The 15,693-nt window shown below is 50.7% G+C and carries 15 protein-coding genes; 12 read left to right on the top strand and 3 right to left on the bottom strand.

Translation table 11 applies throughout. From position 1 onward, the window contains the following. Positions 1–104 precede the first annotated feature (104 nt). From LA360_RS12325 to LA360_RS12315, 3 genes are read right to left on the bottom strand one after another with little or no spacing between them, the layout of a single operon-like run. Positions 105–1,532 (bottom strand): 6-phospho-beta-glucosidase, encoded by a 1,428-nt coding sequence (locus tag LA360_RS12325; protein ID WP_022201867.1) that lies wholly within the window; start codon positions 1,530–1,532, stop codon positions 105–107. A gap of 26 nt (positions 1,533–1,558) precedes the next feature. Then, on the bottom strand, positions 1,559–3,472 hold the full coding sequence (locus LA360_RS12320) for a beta-glucoside-specific PTS transporter subunit IIABC (RefSeq protein ID WP_022201868.1): 1,914 nt from the start codon (positions 3,470–3,472) through the stop codon (positions 1,559–1,561). A gap of 24 nt (positions 3,473–3,496) precedes the next feature. Beyond that, the gene (locus LA360_RS12315) at positions 3,497–4,330 is read right to left on the bottom strand and encodes a PRD domain-containing protein (RefSeq protein ID WP_112482017.1); all 834 of its coding nucleotides are present in this window, start codon (positions 4,328–4,330) and stop codon (positions 3,497–3,499) included. Between the two features lie 347 nt (positions 4,331–4,677). Here LA360_RS12315 and LA360_RS12310 point away from each other — a divergent pair, with 347 nt between their 5' ends. The 12 genes from LA360_RS12310 to LA360_RS12255 all read left to right on the top strand — a co-directional run bounded on the left by LA360_RS12310 (position 4,678) and on the right by LA360_RS12255 (position 15,670). Then, a complete protein-coding gene (locus tag LA360_RS12310) occupies positions 4,678–5,316 on the top strand; it encodes a hypothetical protein (RefSeq protein ID WP_022201870.1) in 639 nt (212 codons plus the stop codon). Positions 5,317–5,524: 208 nt separating this feature from the next. Next, complete coding sequence (locus LA360_RS12305) at positions 5,525–6,349, top strand: SDR family NAD(P)-dependent oxidoreductase (protein WP_022201871.1); 825 nt, start codon at positions 5,525–5,527, stop codon at positions 6,347–6,349. A 211-nt stretch (positions 6,350–6,560) separates the two neighbouring features. After that, a complete protein-coding gene (locus LA360_RS12300) occupies positions 6,561–7,604 on the top strand; it encodes an alcohol dehydrogenase (protein WP_368072319.1) in 1,044 nt (347 codons plus the stop codon). 102 nt (positions 7,605–7,706) lie between these two features. Further along, entirely contained in the window at positions 7,707–8,309 is a 603-nt protein-coding gene (locus LA360_RS12295; RefSeq protein ID WP_022201873.1) for a cytidylate kinase-like family protein, read from the top strand. 355 nt (positions 8,310–8,664) lie between these two features. Then, a complete protein-coding gene (locus tag LA360_RS12290) occupies positions 8,665–9,081 on the top strand; it encodes a MarR family winged helix-turn-helix transcriptional regulator (protein ID WP_112482015.1) in 417 nt (138 codons plus the stop codon). Between the two features lie 5 nt (positions 9,082–9,086). After that, positions 9,087–10,151, top strand: coding sequence for an HlyD family secretion protein (locus LA360_RS12285; RefSeq protein ID WP_022201875.1), 1,065 nt, complete (start codon positions 9,087–9,089; stop codon positions 10,149–10,151). A 23-nt stretch (positions 10,152–10,174) separates the two neighbouring features. Next, positions 10,175–11,323 (top strand): ABC transporter permease, encoded by a 1,149-nt coding sequence (locus tag LA360_RS12280; RefSeq protein ID WP_022201876.1) that lies wholly within the window; start codon positions 10,175–10,177, stop codon positions 11,321–11,323. Next, the gene (locus tag LA360_RS12275; protein ID WP_022201877.1) at positions 11,320–12,468 is read left to right on the top strand and encodes an ABC transporter permease; all 1,149 of its coding nucleotides are present in this window, start codon (positions 11,320–11,322) and stop codon (positions 12,466–12,468) included. The genes LA360_RS12280 and LA360_RS12275 overlap by 4 nt, the downstream gene beginning before the upstream one ends. A 175-nt stretch (positions 12,469–12,643) precedes the next feature. Beyond that, positions 12,644–12,841 carry a hypothetical protein gene (locus LA360_RS12270; protein WP_225537524.1) on the top strand — a complete coding sequence of 66 codons (198 nt, stop codon included), beginning with the start codon at positions 12,644–12,646 and terminating at the stop codon, positions 12,839–12,841. Between the two features lie 78 nt (positions 12,842–12,919). Further along, positions 12,920–13,789 carry a MurR/RpiR family transcriptional regulator gene (locus LA360_RS12265; protein WP_022201878.1) on the top strand — a complete coding sequence of 290 codons (870 nt, stop codon included), beginning with the start codon at positions 12,920–12,922 and terminating at the stop codon, positions 13,787–13,789. A 14-nt stretch (positions 13,790–13,803) separates the two neighbouring features. Further along, positions 13,804–14,703, top strand: coding sequence for an N-acetylmuramic acid 6-phosphate etherase (gene murQ / locus LA360_RS12260; RefSeq protein ID WP_022201879.1), 900 nt, complete (start codon positions 13,804–13,806; stop codon positions 14,701–14,703). Next, positions 14,684–15,670 (top strand): GNAT family N-acetyltransferase, encoded by a 987-nt coding sequence (locus LA360_RS12255; protein ID WP_022201880.1) that lies wholly within the window; start codon positions 14,684–14,686, stop codon positions 15,668–15,670. The genes murQ and LA360_RS12255 overlap by 20 nt, the downstream gene beginning before the upstream one ends. Positions 15,671–15,693 lie beyond the last annotated feature (23 nt).

The following is a 15,693-nucleotide window of genomic DNA, read 5'->3' as shown; positions in this document are numbered from 1 at the left end:
AGCTTTCAGGCAGCCGACTGAGCATCAGAAAGCGCATCCTGCATGTATTTTGGAAGATGCCCGATAAAGCTGGATGTGATTCTTCCAGCTGTGCCGGCTTAAATCTACAGACTTTCCCCGTTCGTCTCAATCACTTTCTTATACCAGTCAAAGGAATCTTTCTTACTGCGCTTCAGCGTACCCTTTCCTTCGTTGTCCTTGTCCGCATAGATGAATCCGTAGCGCTTCTTCATCTCGCCGGTGCTGGCGCTTACCAGATCAATACAACCCCAAACCGTATAGCCCAAAAGCTCCACTCCATCCTCATTGACCGCATCCTTCATGGCCTGAATATGCGCCCTTAAATAGTCAATGCGGTAATCGTCATGGATCGCTCCGTTCTCGTCCGGCGTGTCCACCGCGCCCAGGCCGTTCTCTACGATGAACAGCGGCTTCTGGTAGCGGTCGTACAGGCTGTTCATGGTGATGCGAAGGCCCAGCGGATCAATCTGCCATCCCCACTCGCTCATTTTCAGGTACGGATTGCGCATGGAGGCCATCACGTTGCCCGCGGTCTGCTTACTCAGCTCCGGATTGGCGCTGGTCAGACGGGATGCGTAGTAGGAAAATGAGATAAAGTCCACTGTGTTTTCCTTGAGAACAGAAAGGTCTTCCGGCCCCATAACAAGCTCCACTCCCGCTTTTTCCATGCGTTTTCTCGCAAAGGGCGGGTATTCGCCGCGGGACTGTACATCGATAAAGAAGTAGTTGTCCCGATCCCGTCCCATGGCCGCCCACACATCCTCCGGGGCGCAGCTGTAGGGATAAAAGCTTCCTGCCGCCAGCATACAGCCTACCATGCAGCCCGGCATCATCTCGTGAGCCATCCTGGTTGCCAGGGCGCTTGCCAGCAGTTCATGATGAGCCGCCTGGTACTTCACCTGGGTCTCGTTCTCTCCCGGATCAAACACAAGACCTGCGCCCATAAAGGGTAGGTGAAGCAGCATGTTGATCTCATTGAAGGTCAGCCAGTATTTTACCTTCCCTTTCAATCTGGTAAACAGGGCGCGGCAGAAATTCAGGTAGAAATCCACCAGCCTCCGGTTTCTCCAGGAACCGTACTCCGTTACCAGGTGCATGGGCACATCAAAGTGACAGATAGTGACCAGCGGTTCAATGTTGTACTTAAGGCAGGTGTCAATCAGCTTCTCATAGAAATCCAGTCCCTTTTCATTAGGCTGTTCCTCGTCCCCCATGGGGAATATCCTGGACCAGGCAATGGAAAAACGATAGCATTTGAATCCCATCTCCGCAAACAGACGGATATCTTCTTCATAGTGATGGTACATATCAATGGCTTCATGGGAGGGATAGTAATGGTCGCTGTCACAGGCCAGCATCTTCATCCTGCCGCTCATGACCGCACGCCTGTCTGCCCCTGCCGGAAGCACATCCACGTTAGCAATTCCTCTTCCGTCCAGGTCGAATCCGCCTTCACACTGGTTTGCCGCCGTAGCGCCTCCCCACAAAAATCCTTCTGGCATTTTGCTCATGATGATTTCCTCCTTCCATATCTCTTTTACATAACTACAAGCAGTTCATCCGCCACATCCACCGTTCCAGAAGCGCTGGTTACAATGTCCGCAAACTGATTGGTGTTGGTGATGATGACAGGAGTAACCAGGGAATATCCTGCTTTCTGGACAGCGTCCATATCAAATTCCACCAGGATCTGTCCTCTCGTTACCTTGTCTCCTTCTTTCACCTTCTTATCAAAGCCCCGGCCTTCCATCTTCACCGTATCCATACCGATATGAATCAGAACCTCCACGCCGTCATTGCTGGTTACTCCTACCGCATGTCCGGTGGGGAAGATTGCGGAAACCACTCCATCGCATGGGCTGCATACCTTGCCCTCTGTGGGAATGATTGCCATGCCTTTTCCCATCACTCCGCTGGCGAATGCCTGGTCGTCTACCTGATCTAGCGGGATTACTTCGCCTTTTACCGGAGCAAACACGGATTTGGGAGCGTCCTCATCCACCGAAGCCTTTTTTGCCAGAGTGGTTTTTTTTGCCTTCGGCTCATCATCTGTATAGGTAGCTATTGTCATTACAAAGGCTAAAACCATCGCCACCGCCACTGCGATCACAGCCCAGATTACATTGGACATAGGCTCGCCGTCTTTGACAAATGACATGAATCCGAAGAAGCCCAACGCGCCGGACTGATATCGTAAAACCTTGGCTCCGCCCAGGATACCGCCGCCCACTGCTGCCGCGATACAGGAGATAATGAACGGTTTTTTCTTAGGAAGTGTAATACCGTAAATACAGGGTTCCGTAACACCGAACAGACCGGAAACCAGGGCTGGGAGCGCCATTGTCTTCATATTCTTATCTTTAGTCTTAATATAAATAGCCGCAACTACCATAGACTGCGCGAACGAAGCCGCAAAGTAAGGAGTCATGAATAAATCGCTTCCATATGTACTGATATTGGCAATTCCGATCGGGATAACCGCCCAGTGCAGACCGAAGATAACCAAGATCTGCCACAGCGCGCCAATCAGGATACCGGTTACCACGCCGCCCAGCACCGGAATCGCAAAGATCGCCTGGAAAAACGCGTTCAGCAGGTTGGTAAGGATGCCGGCCACCGGACCAATCAAAATAAAAGTCAGCGGAACAATGATAATCACCGTCAAAAACGGTACAAAGAACAGTTTTAAGGTATCCGGAACAATCTTCTTAAAGTATTTTTCAAGCTTCGCTCCCACTCCGGTGGCCACCAGGATTGGAACTACGGATGAGGCGTATCCTGACTTGGGATATACCACCGGGATTCCCAGAAAGGTGGTCTTATAATCCAGAGCCATCAGGGTGCCCTCAAACAGGGTGCCGGTGGTCTCCAGGCCAACCATGGCCGGATACAAAAGGGCAGCCGCGATGCTCATGCCCAGATATGGGTTACATTTAAACTTCTTTGCGCAGGATGCCGCAATGATCATGGGAAGGAAGTAGTAAAATCCATCTCCAATGGCATACATCATCTGGTAAAATCCGCTGTCCTTCACCGATGCTCCGGCAACGAACACCAGCACGGCCAAAAGACCTTTTACAATACCGGCCGCTGCCAAAAATCCCAAGATCGGCTGGAAGGTTCCGGACAGCAGATCCAGCATCCAGGCCCCCCAGGCCATATTTTTGTCGCCTTCTGCTTCTTCGGATTGCGCGCCGGATATATGTGCTTTTTCGCAAACCACCTCATATACCTGCGGCACATGATTGCCGATCACCACCTGATACTGTCCTCCTGACCGCATGACCGTAACGATCCCGTCGGTTGATTTTAACACCTCCGTGTTGGCCTTTGACTCGTCCCTCAGCTGGAAACGCAGCCTGGTAATACAGTGCGTCAGACTTACAATATTTTCCTTTCCACCCACGTTCTGAATGATTATGCGGGCCAGTGCGTCATACTTACTTGCCATGTTCTCTCCTCCTATAGCTTAAGTTCATTTGTCTCGCATGGCTCTGTTGATATTCAAAGTCATGTAAGCAATTTCCTCCATGTTGGGCTGTACCTTCATCTGCTGTAAGATGAATTTTGCAATTTTAGCGCTGCAATCATATGCCGCCAGAAATTTTGTACAAATCAGCGCGCAGATCTCCTCATCCTCACCATGATGCATCTGATTGGTGATGATTCTTCGCAGCATATGTTTGATATAGACCATCAGTTCCTCAAACGCAAATGACCTGTGGTCCAGATCTTTTTGGAAATGATACTGGATGATATTGATGATATCTTTTGTCATGACAACAATGTCGTAGCCCCTTGAATTGAAATTCCCCATCTCCGCATTGACGATGTGGATGGCGATAAATCCTGCTTCGTCTTCCGAGAGGACTATGTTCAGCTTTTCCACAATAATACTGAGGGCTTCGATTCCCACAGCGTATTCTTCCGGATAGTAATTCTTGATTTCCCACAGAAGCGCATTGGGCAATTCAATGCCCTGATTTTTCCGCTCCACAGCACAGCAAAGGTGCTCTGTCAGTCCGATGTGAATGCTGCGATCCAGCCTGTGACGCAGCTTTTTGTGGGCAATGCTGATAATCTCCTCTGCCGTCTGAATGTACTCATAGGGAATCCCAGCCGCAATTCCGGCAAATTTGGATACTGCTTCTGAGTCCTCCAGGTGAAACTTCTTCTGGATTATGCTTTCATCAAACACGCCTTCGGTTTTGTAGTGAAAACCGATTCCGGTTCCGATCCAGATGGTTTCCCGCCCGCTCTCATCCAATCCACTGACCACATTGTTATTAATGATCTTTATTATCTCCATAACCAGTCCCTTTTCCCAAAACAAAAGACCGGCATTATCCCAGACTGCTGCATTGTATATACAACAGAATAGGATAACCCAGTCTTGCCTGCTTTACCAGTGACACCTTACGGCTATACCTGACCTTTTGTTTAAATTATATAGTAATATTACCATGCGCGGAGGGGTTGGTCAACTTGTTTTTTGGCAATTTTACTTTTTCGTGGTAGACTTCCCCCGTTTTTTTGACTTATGTTACATGTCTTCAAATTTTGTAAACCCGACTCTACTTCCACTGTTTTTTCAGTAGCCCTTATGAACGGCATGTAGACGATGAGCTGAAGCACAACATAGCAGTTGTCTTTGATTTGAAAGGCGGAACACTGAATGATTCTACGGACCCGCTGCTGACCTACAGCCTGCAGAAATATGGGGTGATTACAGACAACCTGATTCCTTCACTGGAGGGAAGCGGATTCAGCGGCTGGAAGGTCGTGGAATCCTCGGATGCAGGTTTTAAACCAGATCAGTTATATCAGGCATCAGAAATCAACAACCATGAGTTTACCGGCAATGTTGCCTTTGAAGCGGTTTGGGATATCAATATGTATACTGTAAATGTGGAGATGGTAAACAAGGAAGTTCCGGCGAATGTGCTTGACAGTAAGCTCTGGAGCAGGTGCCCTTTGGGACGGGATCCGGAAGCGGACGGCAGGCTGAACGGACTGATTCCTGAATCAATCGACGGGACAGACGGAAACCATTATATCTATACCGGAATGATGTACAAGTCCTATGAGCCTGTACAGGGTGTCAGGAAAAATGGAACCGCGGTAACACTCCGGATATCAGAGGAAACAGCGGTGAGGTTCTGGCGGAAGCGGCGGCTCAGGAGGCGGATCCGGCAGAAGGTATGTATCCGCAGATGCAGGTCCAGGAGTAGTTACCCTGGAGGAAACCCTGTTCCGCTGGCCGAGGCCCCGGAGAACAGGTATGGCAGTTATTGATGACGGATTAAATAAGCCTCATTAAATAAAGCATAATAAATAAGGCATAATATAAACCATAAAGTGAGGGGACACAGCAGTATGGAGGAATTCTGTACTGCTGTGTTTTTTATGAAATTTTAATAATTTTTTCACAATCAGACGTGGTGGAAATACCTTTGTATTTGGGATAAAATAACCCCACCAAATAACAGGAGGCAATTCATACATGAAACAATTTTATCCCAACCGTTTTAAAGATAAGGTAATCATTCTGACTGGCGCGGCCAGGGGTATCGGTGAGGCCACAGCCATCCGGGCGGCGAAGGAAGGAGCGAAGCTGGTGCTGGCTGACCGGCTGAAGGAGGAGGGAGAGCGTGTACTCAATGCTGTCAGGGCAGAAGGAGGCACAGCCATTTTCCTGAATCTGGATCTGTCCGCGGAGGAGCATGCAGAACAGATGGTGGATGCGGCAGTGAAGACTTATGGACATCTGGACATTGCCATTAACAACGCGGGCGTCAAGGGAAATCCCAGTCCGCTCCATGAGTTAGAGCAGGAGCAGATGGACTACACCATGGCGAACAACTTTTATTCCGTATTTTTCTGCTGCAAGCACGAAATCAGGGAATTCATGAAGGAAGGGAATGGGGGCGTCATTGTCAACAATGCATCCATTGCCGGGCTCACAGGCCTTCCGGGCAATCCTGCCTATGTGGCGTCCAAACATGCGGTCAACGGACTGACTAAGAACCTGGCCCTTGATTACGCCAGATACGGAATCCGCATAAACTCAGTCAATCCCGCAGGCACCACCACGCCCATGGTAGCCGAGGCATATGAATATGTGAAGAACCATAGAGAGGCAGCCATCAAAGCTGGTATGGACCCTGCAAAGGCCCAGTCCATGGCCGGACAGAAGCTCACCTCCATGCTGGAACGGGAGGCCACGGCAGAGGAGCAGGCGGCATCCATCCTGTTTTTGGTATCAGATGACGCCACCCACATGACAGGGGCCACGGTACAGACAGACGGAGGATGGACGTCCTTTTAGGAATGCCTGATATATGCTATAATATCCTTATATTTATATATATATGATAAGATGATATTGGAGAAAACAGCAGCAAATCGGAGGTATAGTAAAGATGCAAAGCGATATGCAAACTCAGGTGTCCCAATCCCAGGCGGCCCAGTCTCAGGCGACCCAATCCCCGGTTCCTCAGTCCCCGGCTCCCCAGTCCCGGACTCCCCAGCCCAAGACAATGAAAGCCGCCGTCTATAAAGAAAATGGTACCATAACCCTGGAAGACCGGCCTGTCCCCAGGCTGAAAGATCCGCAGGATGCCATTATAAAGGTGACCCTTACCACCATCTGTTCCAGCGATATCCATATTAAAAACGGCGCTGTCCCAAGGGCTGTGCCGGGAACCATACTGGGACATGAGTTTGTGGGCATAGTGGAGCAGACCGGGGAGGAGGTAAGAAGGTTTAAGCCCGGAGACAGGGTGGCTGTGAATGTGGAGACATTTTGCGGGGAGTGCTATTTCTGCAAGCGGGGCTATGTCAACAACTGTACCCATGAGCACGGAGGATGGGCGCTGGGGTGCAGGATTGACGGCGGTCAGGCCGGGTATGTCAGGGTTCCGTTTGCTGACAACGGACTAACAAGGATACCCGGTGAGGTGACGGACGAGGCGGCGCTGTTTACAGGGGATATCCTTTCCACCGGTTACTGGGGAGCGTCCCTGGCGGAAATCAAACCGGCGGATACGGTAGCTGTGATTGGCGCAGGTCCTACCGGGCTGTGTACCCTGATGTGCGCAAGGCTCTACGGTCCCGGAATGATCATTGCCATTGATACGTCTGATGAACGGCTGGAGCTGGCTAAGGATCAGGGACTGGCGGATGTCGGCCTCAACCCGCTAAAGCAGGATGTGGAACAGGAGATAAGGAAGCTGACCTTTGGACGCGGCGCGGATGCCGTATTGGAAGTGGCAGGAGGCAGGGATACCTTCCAGATGGCATGGAAGATTGCCAGGCCCAATGCAGTGGTCTGTGTAGTGGCCTTATATGAAGAACCGCAGATACTCCCCCTCCCGGACATGTACGGGAAGAACCTGGTTTTCAAGACCGGCGGAGTGGACGCTTCCTGCTGTGAGGAAATCATGAAACTGATAAAGGCCGGAAAACTGGATACCAGCTGTCTGATTACCCACAGGGCAAAGCTTGAAAACATTATGGAAGCCTATGATGTGTTTGAGAATAAGAGGGACCATGTGATAAAGTACGCAATTGAGGTAACATAAGGCAGATGGATGTCCTGCGTAATTTGAGGACATTTGCAGACATATAAGAAAGACATATAGGAAAGATATATAAGAAAGATATATAAGAAAGAAGGAATGAGTATGGGCAGGAACTGTTGTATCACCATTGAGCGTCAGTACGGAAGCGGAGGAAGGGAGGTGGCCCGCATCCTGTCGGAGCGCCTGGGGATTCCCTGTTATGGGAGGGAGCTTCTGGCAGTGACGGCGGCAGACAATGGAATCAGCATCGAGGAACTGAAAAAGCTGGATGAAAAACGGACGGGAAGCCTGCTTCATGATTTGGTGCTGTATGCCTTCCGGTTCCAGAATTACAATAAGATGCAGGAGCCCTTTGATATCAATAAGGAGGTATCTGACACCATCCGCAGGCTGGCCCGGAAGGGACCATGTATCTTTATCGGAAGATGCGCTGATTTTGCCCTGGACGGAGAATGCGACGTACTTAAACTGTTTATCTACGCTTCATCCATGGAGAAGCGCAAACGCCGTATATGCGAGGTGGATGACATAGCCTTTGAGAAGGCGGAGGAAGAATTACAGAAGAGGGACAGCCAGAGAAGTGACTATTATCACTATTTTACCGGAAAAAACTGGGGGGATATGGAAAATTATGATGCCTGTCTGAATACCTCTGTATTGGGATATGAGGGCTGCGCGGACCTGATTATGAAAATGATGGAATGAGATTGTTGAATGTCATCAAAGGAAGTATAAAAACATTATATGAAAACGCTGCGAAAACGCCGTGATAATGCCGTGAATCAGCCGGATTCCAAACCAGGAAACCAGCTTCTTCACGGCATTTTTCTTCCTCCGCGCCCTGTCAGAAGAACCATCCCGTCAAATAAACGGAGAAATAATAAAAGTTGAGCCGTAATTTTGTGAAAAAAAAACGGGTTGATTTTCATTTGCAAAATGCATATAATATTTGTCAAACACAACAGTTGTTAAATACATATGATAGCCGCACAAAGCATTCCTTAGCAGTGTCTGCGGCAGCACCCGCAAGGAGGTGAGTACCATACAGGAAATAGCCACCATGATAGAAAAGAGCAAACGAAGGTTTCTGTGCATTAAATTCAGGGCCTGCGGCCTTTCCTTTTCCGAGGGAATCGCGCTTCTGGTTATAGGCTACAGCAAATACAGCAATCAGGATACCATTTCCAGCCTGTCCGGAATCGATAAATACCAGACAGCCAAGGTATTGGCGGCCATGGAGGAGCGGGGATATATCAGGAGGGAGATTAACCCTGAGAACAAGCGTGAAAAGCTGGTCTGCCTGTCGGAAAAGGGAAAAGAGGCAGCTAATTCACTGAAGGACATCATGGATCAGTGGGAGAAAATCATCTTTGCCGGAATCACGGCCCAGGAGGAACGGGCCCTGGAACAGATTATGTGCAAAATCGTCGGAAATGTAAGGGAGTATGAAAGAAATACTGGAAGGGAGAAACTGTAATAACAATGAAACTGGCAAAATCCAAGAAAAAAATCATAGGGGCAGCGGCGGCTGTTATTTTATGCGCCATTGTCCTGGTGCTCATCTTCGGCCATGTGACCGGGGATGACCTGTTATTTAAGAATAAGAAAAATCTGGTGGTGCAGTCCTATGTGACCATGGATGAGAGCAACATCAACGCGCTGACAGGAGGCCAGATTAAGGATGTCCTGGTGGAGGAAGGGGATCTGGTGACGAAAGGCCAGGAGCTGGTCCGTCTGGACAGTGATACCCTGATGGCCCAGAGGGAACAGGCCCAGGCAGCCCTGGCCCAGGCGCAGGCATCTTATCAGAGCCTGTTAAACGGCGCCACAGAGGAACAGATGAAGCAGCTGCAGCTGGCGGTCCAGATTGCCCAGGCAAACCTGGAAAATGCCCAGGCATCCTATACCAGGATGGAGGCGGATTATGAGAGGACCTTGGCGCTGGTTCCGGCAGGGGCCGTATCCCAGTCCTCCGTGGATGGGCAGAAGGCTGCCCTGGCTTCTGCCAAGGCTGCCCTGGACAGCTCACGCTCCAATCTGGAGATTTCCCGGAGCAAGCTTTCCGAAGCCAAAAACGGAGCCACGCCGGAACAGATTGCCCAGGCCCAGGCCGGGGTGGACCAGGCCTGGGCTGCCCTGAAACAGATTGACACCACCCTGGATAAATGTGTCCTCACCTCCCCTGTGGACGGCCTGGTGACAACGGTAAATGTCAAGGCCGGTGATGTGGTGTCCTCCGGACTTCCCTCCGTTGTGGTTGCGGACATTTATACCCCCTATATCACATGTGATGTGGATGAAATGAAGCTTCCCCGGGTAAAACTGGACCAGGAGGTGGATATCTCCCTGGCAGCCCTGGGAAAGGATACATATAAGGGAAAAGTGGTGCGAATCAATAAAGAAGCGGATTTTGCCACTAAGAAGGCGTCCAATGAAGCTGACTGGGATATCCTGACCTACGGAATCAAGGTAACCTTTGACGACCTGTCGGGACTGCAGGATGAGCTGCGTTCCGGTATGACAGCCTATGTTGACTTTGGAAAGTGATGTGATGGTATATGAGAGAATGGATGAAACGGGCAGGGAGCCTGGCATCTTCTGTGAAAAAACGGTACATAACGATTCCCATGCTGATTCTTCTTCTGGCACCCACCATCCTGAGTCTGCTCATGGGCGCTGAGTTCATTCACCTGCCTTTTCAGAAGGTCCCCACGGTCATTGTGAACCATGACCACTCTGAGACGGTCCAAAGCCTGATTCAACTGATTTCGGATAACAGGACATTTGACGTCATTGCATGTACGGATGAGGAGGATGACCTGAAGGAAGCATTTTACTACAATAAGGCCCTGGCCGGAATCGTGATTCCGGAGCATTTTTCAGAGGATTTGTTAAATGGCAGGGAAGCCAAAATCATGATTTTTAACGACGGCGCCCTTTCCACGGTTGCCAGCGGCATGAGGGGAACCATAGCCGAAGCCCTGGGAACCATTAAGAGCGGCTATATGCTGAAGCTGGCAGAGGGAAAGGGCATACCGCCCCAGGCAGCCATGAACCTGATTGCGCCCATGGGATATGTGACAAAGGCCATCAGCAATCCCTCCAAGAACGTGGCATACATGATGATGGAGGGCATCCTTCTTACCATTGTGCAGATTGGAGCCGGATGCGTGGGGGCCTGCGTGTGCGAGAGGGCGAGCTTTGGAAGTCTGATGAAGAAGGCCGGATTCATCACCGGCATTGCCTGCGTCTCTGCCCTGGGCTGTATGGTGACCCAGACCCTGTGTTTCGGGTTTCCGTATAAGAGTTCGCCCTGGGCCGGCATTCTGATGACAGTTTTCACCTGCTTCGGCATTACCCTTTTTGGAATACTCCAGAACCTGGGTACCGGGGGAAACTGTGAGGAGGCAGTGCAGAAATGCAGCATCATAAGTTTTACCATGCTGTTAGCCGGTTACACATTTCCGGTCATCTCCATGCCCTGGCCCTGTAAGTTTCTTACCTGGTTCATGCCCAATACCCACTATATCGTGCCTCTGAGGGACATGGCCCTGGTGGAGCGCAGCTTTTTGAGTGAGGCCCATCATGTTCTGTGGCTTATGGGATTCTGCGCGGTGATGGCGCTTTTGGTGGCCAAGAAATTCAGGGATGTCAGGACAGAGGCGGGAAGCCCGCTGACGGATAGTCCCCTGACGGAAAGCGGGGTGGCCGGCATATGATGAGCAGGATATGGAAGGAAGAAAAAAACACGGTTATCGGTCTTTTTATTTCCGTGCTGGCCGGCATGCTCCTGATTACTACTATCTGGAAAAATGATTACACAGAAAATATTCCCTTCGGAATTCTGGATGAGGACCGGTCCTCTTTGTCCCAGTCCATTGTGAAGCAGCTTGGCATCAATCCCTCTCTGGACATTGTATATTACGCGGATTCGGAGCAGGATTTGAAACAGGCCATCCTGGATAAGAAGATAGAGGCCGGCGTCATGATACCCGTAAATTTCAGCCGGGATATGTCACTGAAGAAATCACCCCAGGCAGTGATTTTTGCGGACTGCTCCAACATCATCACCGGAGGAGGGGCTGTGGGGGCTGCATCGTCTGTGCTGGGTACCATGAGCGCGGGAATGCAGCTTAAGATGCTGGAGGGAAATAACTTTTACCCCTCGGCGGCCCAGACCAGCCTGGGTACATTTTCTTACGTGGACAGGACCTTGTATGAGCCACAGGGCGATTACATCAGGAAAATGAGCTATCTGCTGGTTCCCTCCATCACCATGCAGACCTTCCTCATCTCATTTTTCATTCCTCTCATGATACGCAAGAGGAAAGCCCTGGCAGCGGCTGCCCCGGAAAAGCGGGGGGAGGAATTAAAGGACGGAATCATCAGGACGGCCGTGGTGGCGGGCGGCGCAGTGGTGACCCAGTTCGCGGCGCTGAGCGTGGTGGGGCTGTATAAGAATATTCCCCTGAGAGGGGAAATCGGCCTCTATCTGTTCAGCACAGTGCTTTTCATGCTGGCAGCCGTGGCCTTTGGCGTGATGCTTGGGTCCTTTACCAGGAGGCTGGCCTGCTTTGCACAGCTGTATATGATGTGCAGCAACCTGATTGTATTTACCTCAGGACTTATTTTTCCATACTATTTGATGCCGAAATGGCTCAGCATTGCTTCCAGGATATTTTCGCCCATTGCCAATATTGCCGTGGAATTAAAGGCTGTGAACCTGAAGGGAATCGGCTGGGACGCTGCCTGGCCCCAGCTGGCGGGAACGGCCCTGTATACCGTGTTCTGGCTGGCGGCGGGAGGCGCCATGTACGCTCTGAGCATTAAGAAGGAGCGCAGGCTTGCCGGGGCGGCGGAGTGAGAGACTGGGTAACAGGGAATGGCAGCCAGCAATGTTTGGGCTATGGGGTCTTGTCTTGCAAAGCGGTAATACGGATATGATTGACGGCAGTATCTTTAAGTCTATTTTCTGGTTTTCAATCCCTCTTTTGAATAGGAAATTTTTTTCAACAATTGTATAATACGTGGATTCCTATGTGGAAGGAAATTTTGTCAATACAAACGCCCTGGCGGCGGTGGGGGCTTCGCCCCCTGTCATCAATATGCTGGCGGGATTCTTCATGGGACTGTCCACTACCTTGGGGATTGACGGATTCCTCCAGCCGCCGCTCAATAAAAAAGCGGCGGCTTTTCAGTATTTACGCGCAATAAGAGGTGAAAAAGTCAAAATATGAAATAATTTTTCGTAAAAGTCAGATGATATTGACAAAAGTGTTTAAAAGAGTAATATAAAGGCATAGAAAGGAACTGATATGAAAAGTGTACTTGTCAGGATACAGGAATATTCAGCGCAGGCCAGCGGGGCTGAGAAAGGGGTCCTCAGATTTTTAAGGGAAAATCCCGAGGAAGCCGCCGGATACAGCATAAAGCAGCTGGCAGACAAAACGTTTTCCTCAGCGGCAACCATTGTCCGCCTGTGCAGGAAGATGGGGTTTGAGGGCTATAAGGAGCTGCAGAAATCGCTGCTGTATGAGTCAGCCCTGCGCAGGGAGAGTACACGGCCCATGGAGCAGGAGATAAAGAAGGACGACAGCCTGGAGGAGCTGGTGAACAAGGTGACCTATAAGAACATAGTGTCCCTTGACAATACCAGGAAGCTGGTGGATCTGGAAATCTTGAATCAATGTGTGGAGTTGCTGGAGCGGAGCCAGACCGTGTATCTGTTCGGGCTTGGTTCTTCCCTGCTGGTGGCCAGAGATATGTATCTGAAGCTTCTGCGGGTCAACAAGCCATGTGTGATTTGCGATGACTGGCATGCCCAGCTCCTGCAGGCCAGAAACATCCGGGGGTGCGATCTGGCCCTCATTGTCAGCTATTCCGGTCTTACAGAGGAAATGATAGTATGTGCCAGGGAAGCCAGGCTGAGGGAGGCGCCGGTCATCACCATATCCAGGTTTGAGCAGTCGCCCCTGGTCCGTCTGGCTGATTATAACCTGTCAGTGGCTGCAACGGAACTGATTTTCAGGAGCGGGGCCATGTCATCCAGGATATCCCAGCTGAACATGATAGATATTCTGTACACGGCCTATGTGCATAAGCGGTATGACGAGTGCATGGAACAGTTCAGGAAGACCCATATAGACAAATCCGAGGGACCGGATGAAAACCAAAACGTATTGTAAGGGGAGGAATTGCCATGATAGATTTGTCAGTGTTGGTAACGGAAAGCAGGAATAAGGAGACCATGGGGCTGGACCAGATGACCCCTCTGGAAATTGTTGCTATTATGAACCGGGAGGATGGGAAGGCGGTGGAAGCTGTGGGGGAGGTTCTGCCCCAGATTGCCCGGGCCATTGCCTGGTGTACGGACAGTCTGAAACAAAAGGGGAGAATCATCTATATGGGAGCCGGTACCAGCGGAAGGCTGGGGGTACTGGATGCGGTGGAATGTCCGCCCACCTTCGGGGTGTCGCCGGATGTGGTGGTGGGCCTGATGGCCGGGGGCTCCGCTGCCTTTGTGAAGGCGGTGGAGGGAGCCGAGGACAGCCAGACCCTGGGTGAGGAAGACTTAAAAAAGATTCATCTGTCCCCGGCGGATATCGTCATAGGGCTGGCGGCCAGCGGAAGGACGCCTTACGTGATATACGGCCTCCGGTATGCCAAAAAAATTGGATGCAGGACCGTGGCAGTGTCCTGCAACCGGGATTCTGAGATAGGAAAGGAGGCAGATTTGGCCATTGAACCGGTGCCGGGCCCGGAGGTCCTTACTGGCTCCACCAGGCTGAAGGCCGGAACGGCCCAGAAGATGGTTCTGAACATGATATCCACAGGAAGCATGGTGGGAATCGGCAAGGTTTACCAGAACCTGATGGTGGATGTTGTGCAGACAAATATGAAGCTGATTACAAGGGCGGAAAATATTGTCATGACAGCCACGGGATGCACCAGGGAAGAGGCCAGGGACTGTCTGGAGGAGGCGGAGGGAAGCGTAAAGCTGGCAATTACCATGATTCTGCTGCATTGCGGCGCCGAATCCGCAAAGACAAGATTAAATCGAGCTGGGGGGTATGTTCGGAATGCAATACAGGACGTATAAGGAAGCCATGCTTCCGCAGCTGGTGCGGCTGTGGAAAGAGGAAGCGGTGCGTATCCGGTATAAAGCCTATGATACACCGGAAGAATGGAAGGCAGAGCTTTTGGATAAACCGGATTTTGACCCGGAGGGATGCATCCTGGCCTTTACGGATTCCGGCAGTCTGGCGGGATTTGCGGCGGCAATCAGCCAGAAGGAATTCCTGCCGGGGCAGAACCGGGACAATACGCCGGGATATATATTCCTTCTGGTGGTAAAGGAGGAATATGAAGGCAGAGGCGTGGGAAGCAGCCTTTTGGAAAGGGCGGAGGCATTTCTGAAGGGCCAGGGAAAACATGAAATAAGAATAAGTCACAAATGTCCCGTTAAAATGTCCTGGTACATAGACCGGGAAGGCCACGAGCACAACAAGGCGCCTGGAATCAGGACAGACTCCCGCGGATACGTATTTTTTCAAAGGAGAGGATATGAGCTGGTTCAAAAAGAGGTTTCTTATTATCTGCAACTGGAAAAATTTTACATTCCGGCGGACGTACAGAAGCACATTATGGAGTTTAAGCAGCAGGGAATCAGAGTCGCCTGGTTTGACGGCACCAGGAATTTTGGATATGAGGAAATGTTTGGGCGTCTGAGGGACCAGTCATTCCTGAAAAAATTCCGGGACGGAATCCGGGAACATAAGAAAATTCTCATAGTGGAGGACAGGGACGGCAGGGTGATTGGCACAGCCGGAACCGTGTATCCTGAGAAAAACGGACGGGGATTCTTTTCGGCCCTGGCAGTGGACCCGGCTGACGGGGGAAAGGGAATCGGCAATGTACTGTTCTTCAGCCTGTGTCAGGAGCTTAAGAACATGGGGGCGGAATACATGACGATTTTTGTAACGGAAACCAATTTTGCCAGAAGGATTTATGAGAAGGCAGGTTTTTCAGTGGTACAGGAGTGGGCGATACTAAAAAAGACGGTATAACAGGCAAGAGATAAGAAAGGGGA

This window comes from Enterocloster clostridioformis (assembly GCF_020297485.1).
GTDB lineage: Bacteria > Bacillota > Clostridia > Lachnospirales > Lachnospiraceae > Enterocloster > Enterocloster clostridioformis.
This window is presented reverse-complemented; position numbering and strand designations above follow the sequence as displayed.

Coding starts and splice junctions, on each gene's coding strand:
- LA360_RS12280 (WP_022201876.1), top strand. CDS start 10,175: ATGAAACGGGCAGGGAGCCTGGCATCTTCTGTGAAAAAACGGTACATA.
- LA360_RS12255 (WP_022201880.1), top strand. CDS start 14,684: ATGCAATACAGGACGTATAAGGAAGCCATGCTTCCGCAGCTGGTGCGG.
- LA360_RS12275 (WP_022201877.1), top strand. CDS start 11,320: ATGATGAGCAGGATATGGAAGGAAGAAAAAAACACGGTTATCGGTCTT.
- LA360_RS12305 (WP_022201871.1), top strand. CDS start 5,525: ATGAAACAATTTTATCCCAACCGTTTTAAAGATAAGGTAATCATTCTG.
- LA360_RS12315 (WP_112482017.1), bottom strand. CDS start 4,330: ATGGAGATAATAAAGATCATTAATAACAATGTGGTCAGTGGATTGGAT.
- LA360_RS12285 (WP_022201875.1), top strand. CDS start 9,087: ATGAAACTGGCAAAATCCAAGAAAAAAATCATAGGGGCAGCGGCGGCT.
- LA360_RS12300 (WP_368072319.1), top strand. CDS start 6,561: ATGAAAGCCGCCGTCTATAAAGAAAATGGTACCATAACCCTGGAAGAC.
- LA360_RS12320 (WP_022201868.1), bottom strand. CDS start 3,472: ATGGCAAGTAAGTATGACGCACTGGCCCGCATAATCATTCAGAACGTG.
- LA360_RS12325 (WP_022201867.1), bottom strand. CDS start 1,532: ATGAGCAAAATGCCAGAAGGATTTTTGTGGGGAGGCGCTACGGCGGCA.
- LA360_RS12290 (WP_112482015.1), top strand. CDS start 8,665: ATGATAGAAAAGAGCAAACGAAGGTTTCTGTGCATTAAATTCAGGGCC.
- LA360_RS12265 (WP_022201878.1), top strand. CDS start 12,920: ATGAAAAGTGTACTTGTCAGGATACAGGAATATTCAGCGCAGGCCAGC.
- LA360_RS12295 (WP_022201873.1), top strand. CDS start 7,707: ATGGGCAGGAACTGTTGTATCACCATTGAGCGTCAGTACGGAAGCGGA.
- murQ (WP_022201879.1), top strand. CDS start 13,804: ATGATAGATTTGTCAGTGTTGGTAACGGAAAGCAGGAATAAGGAGACC.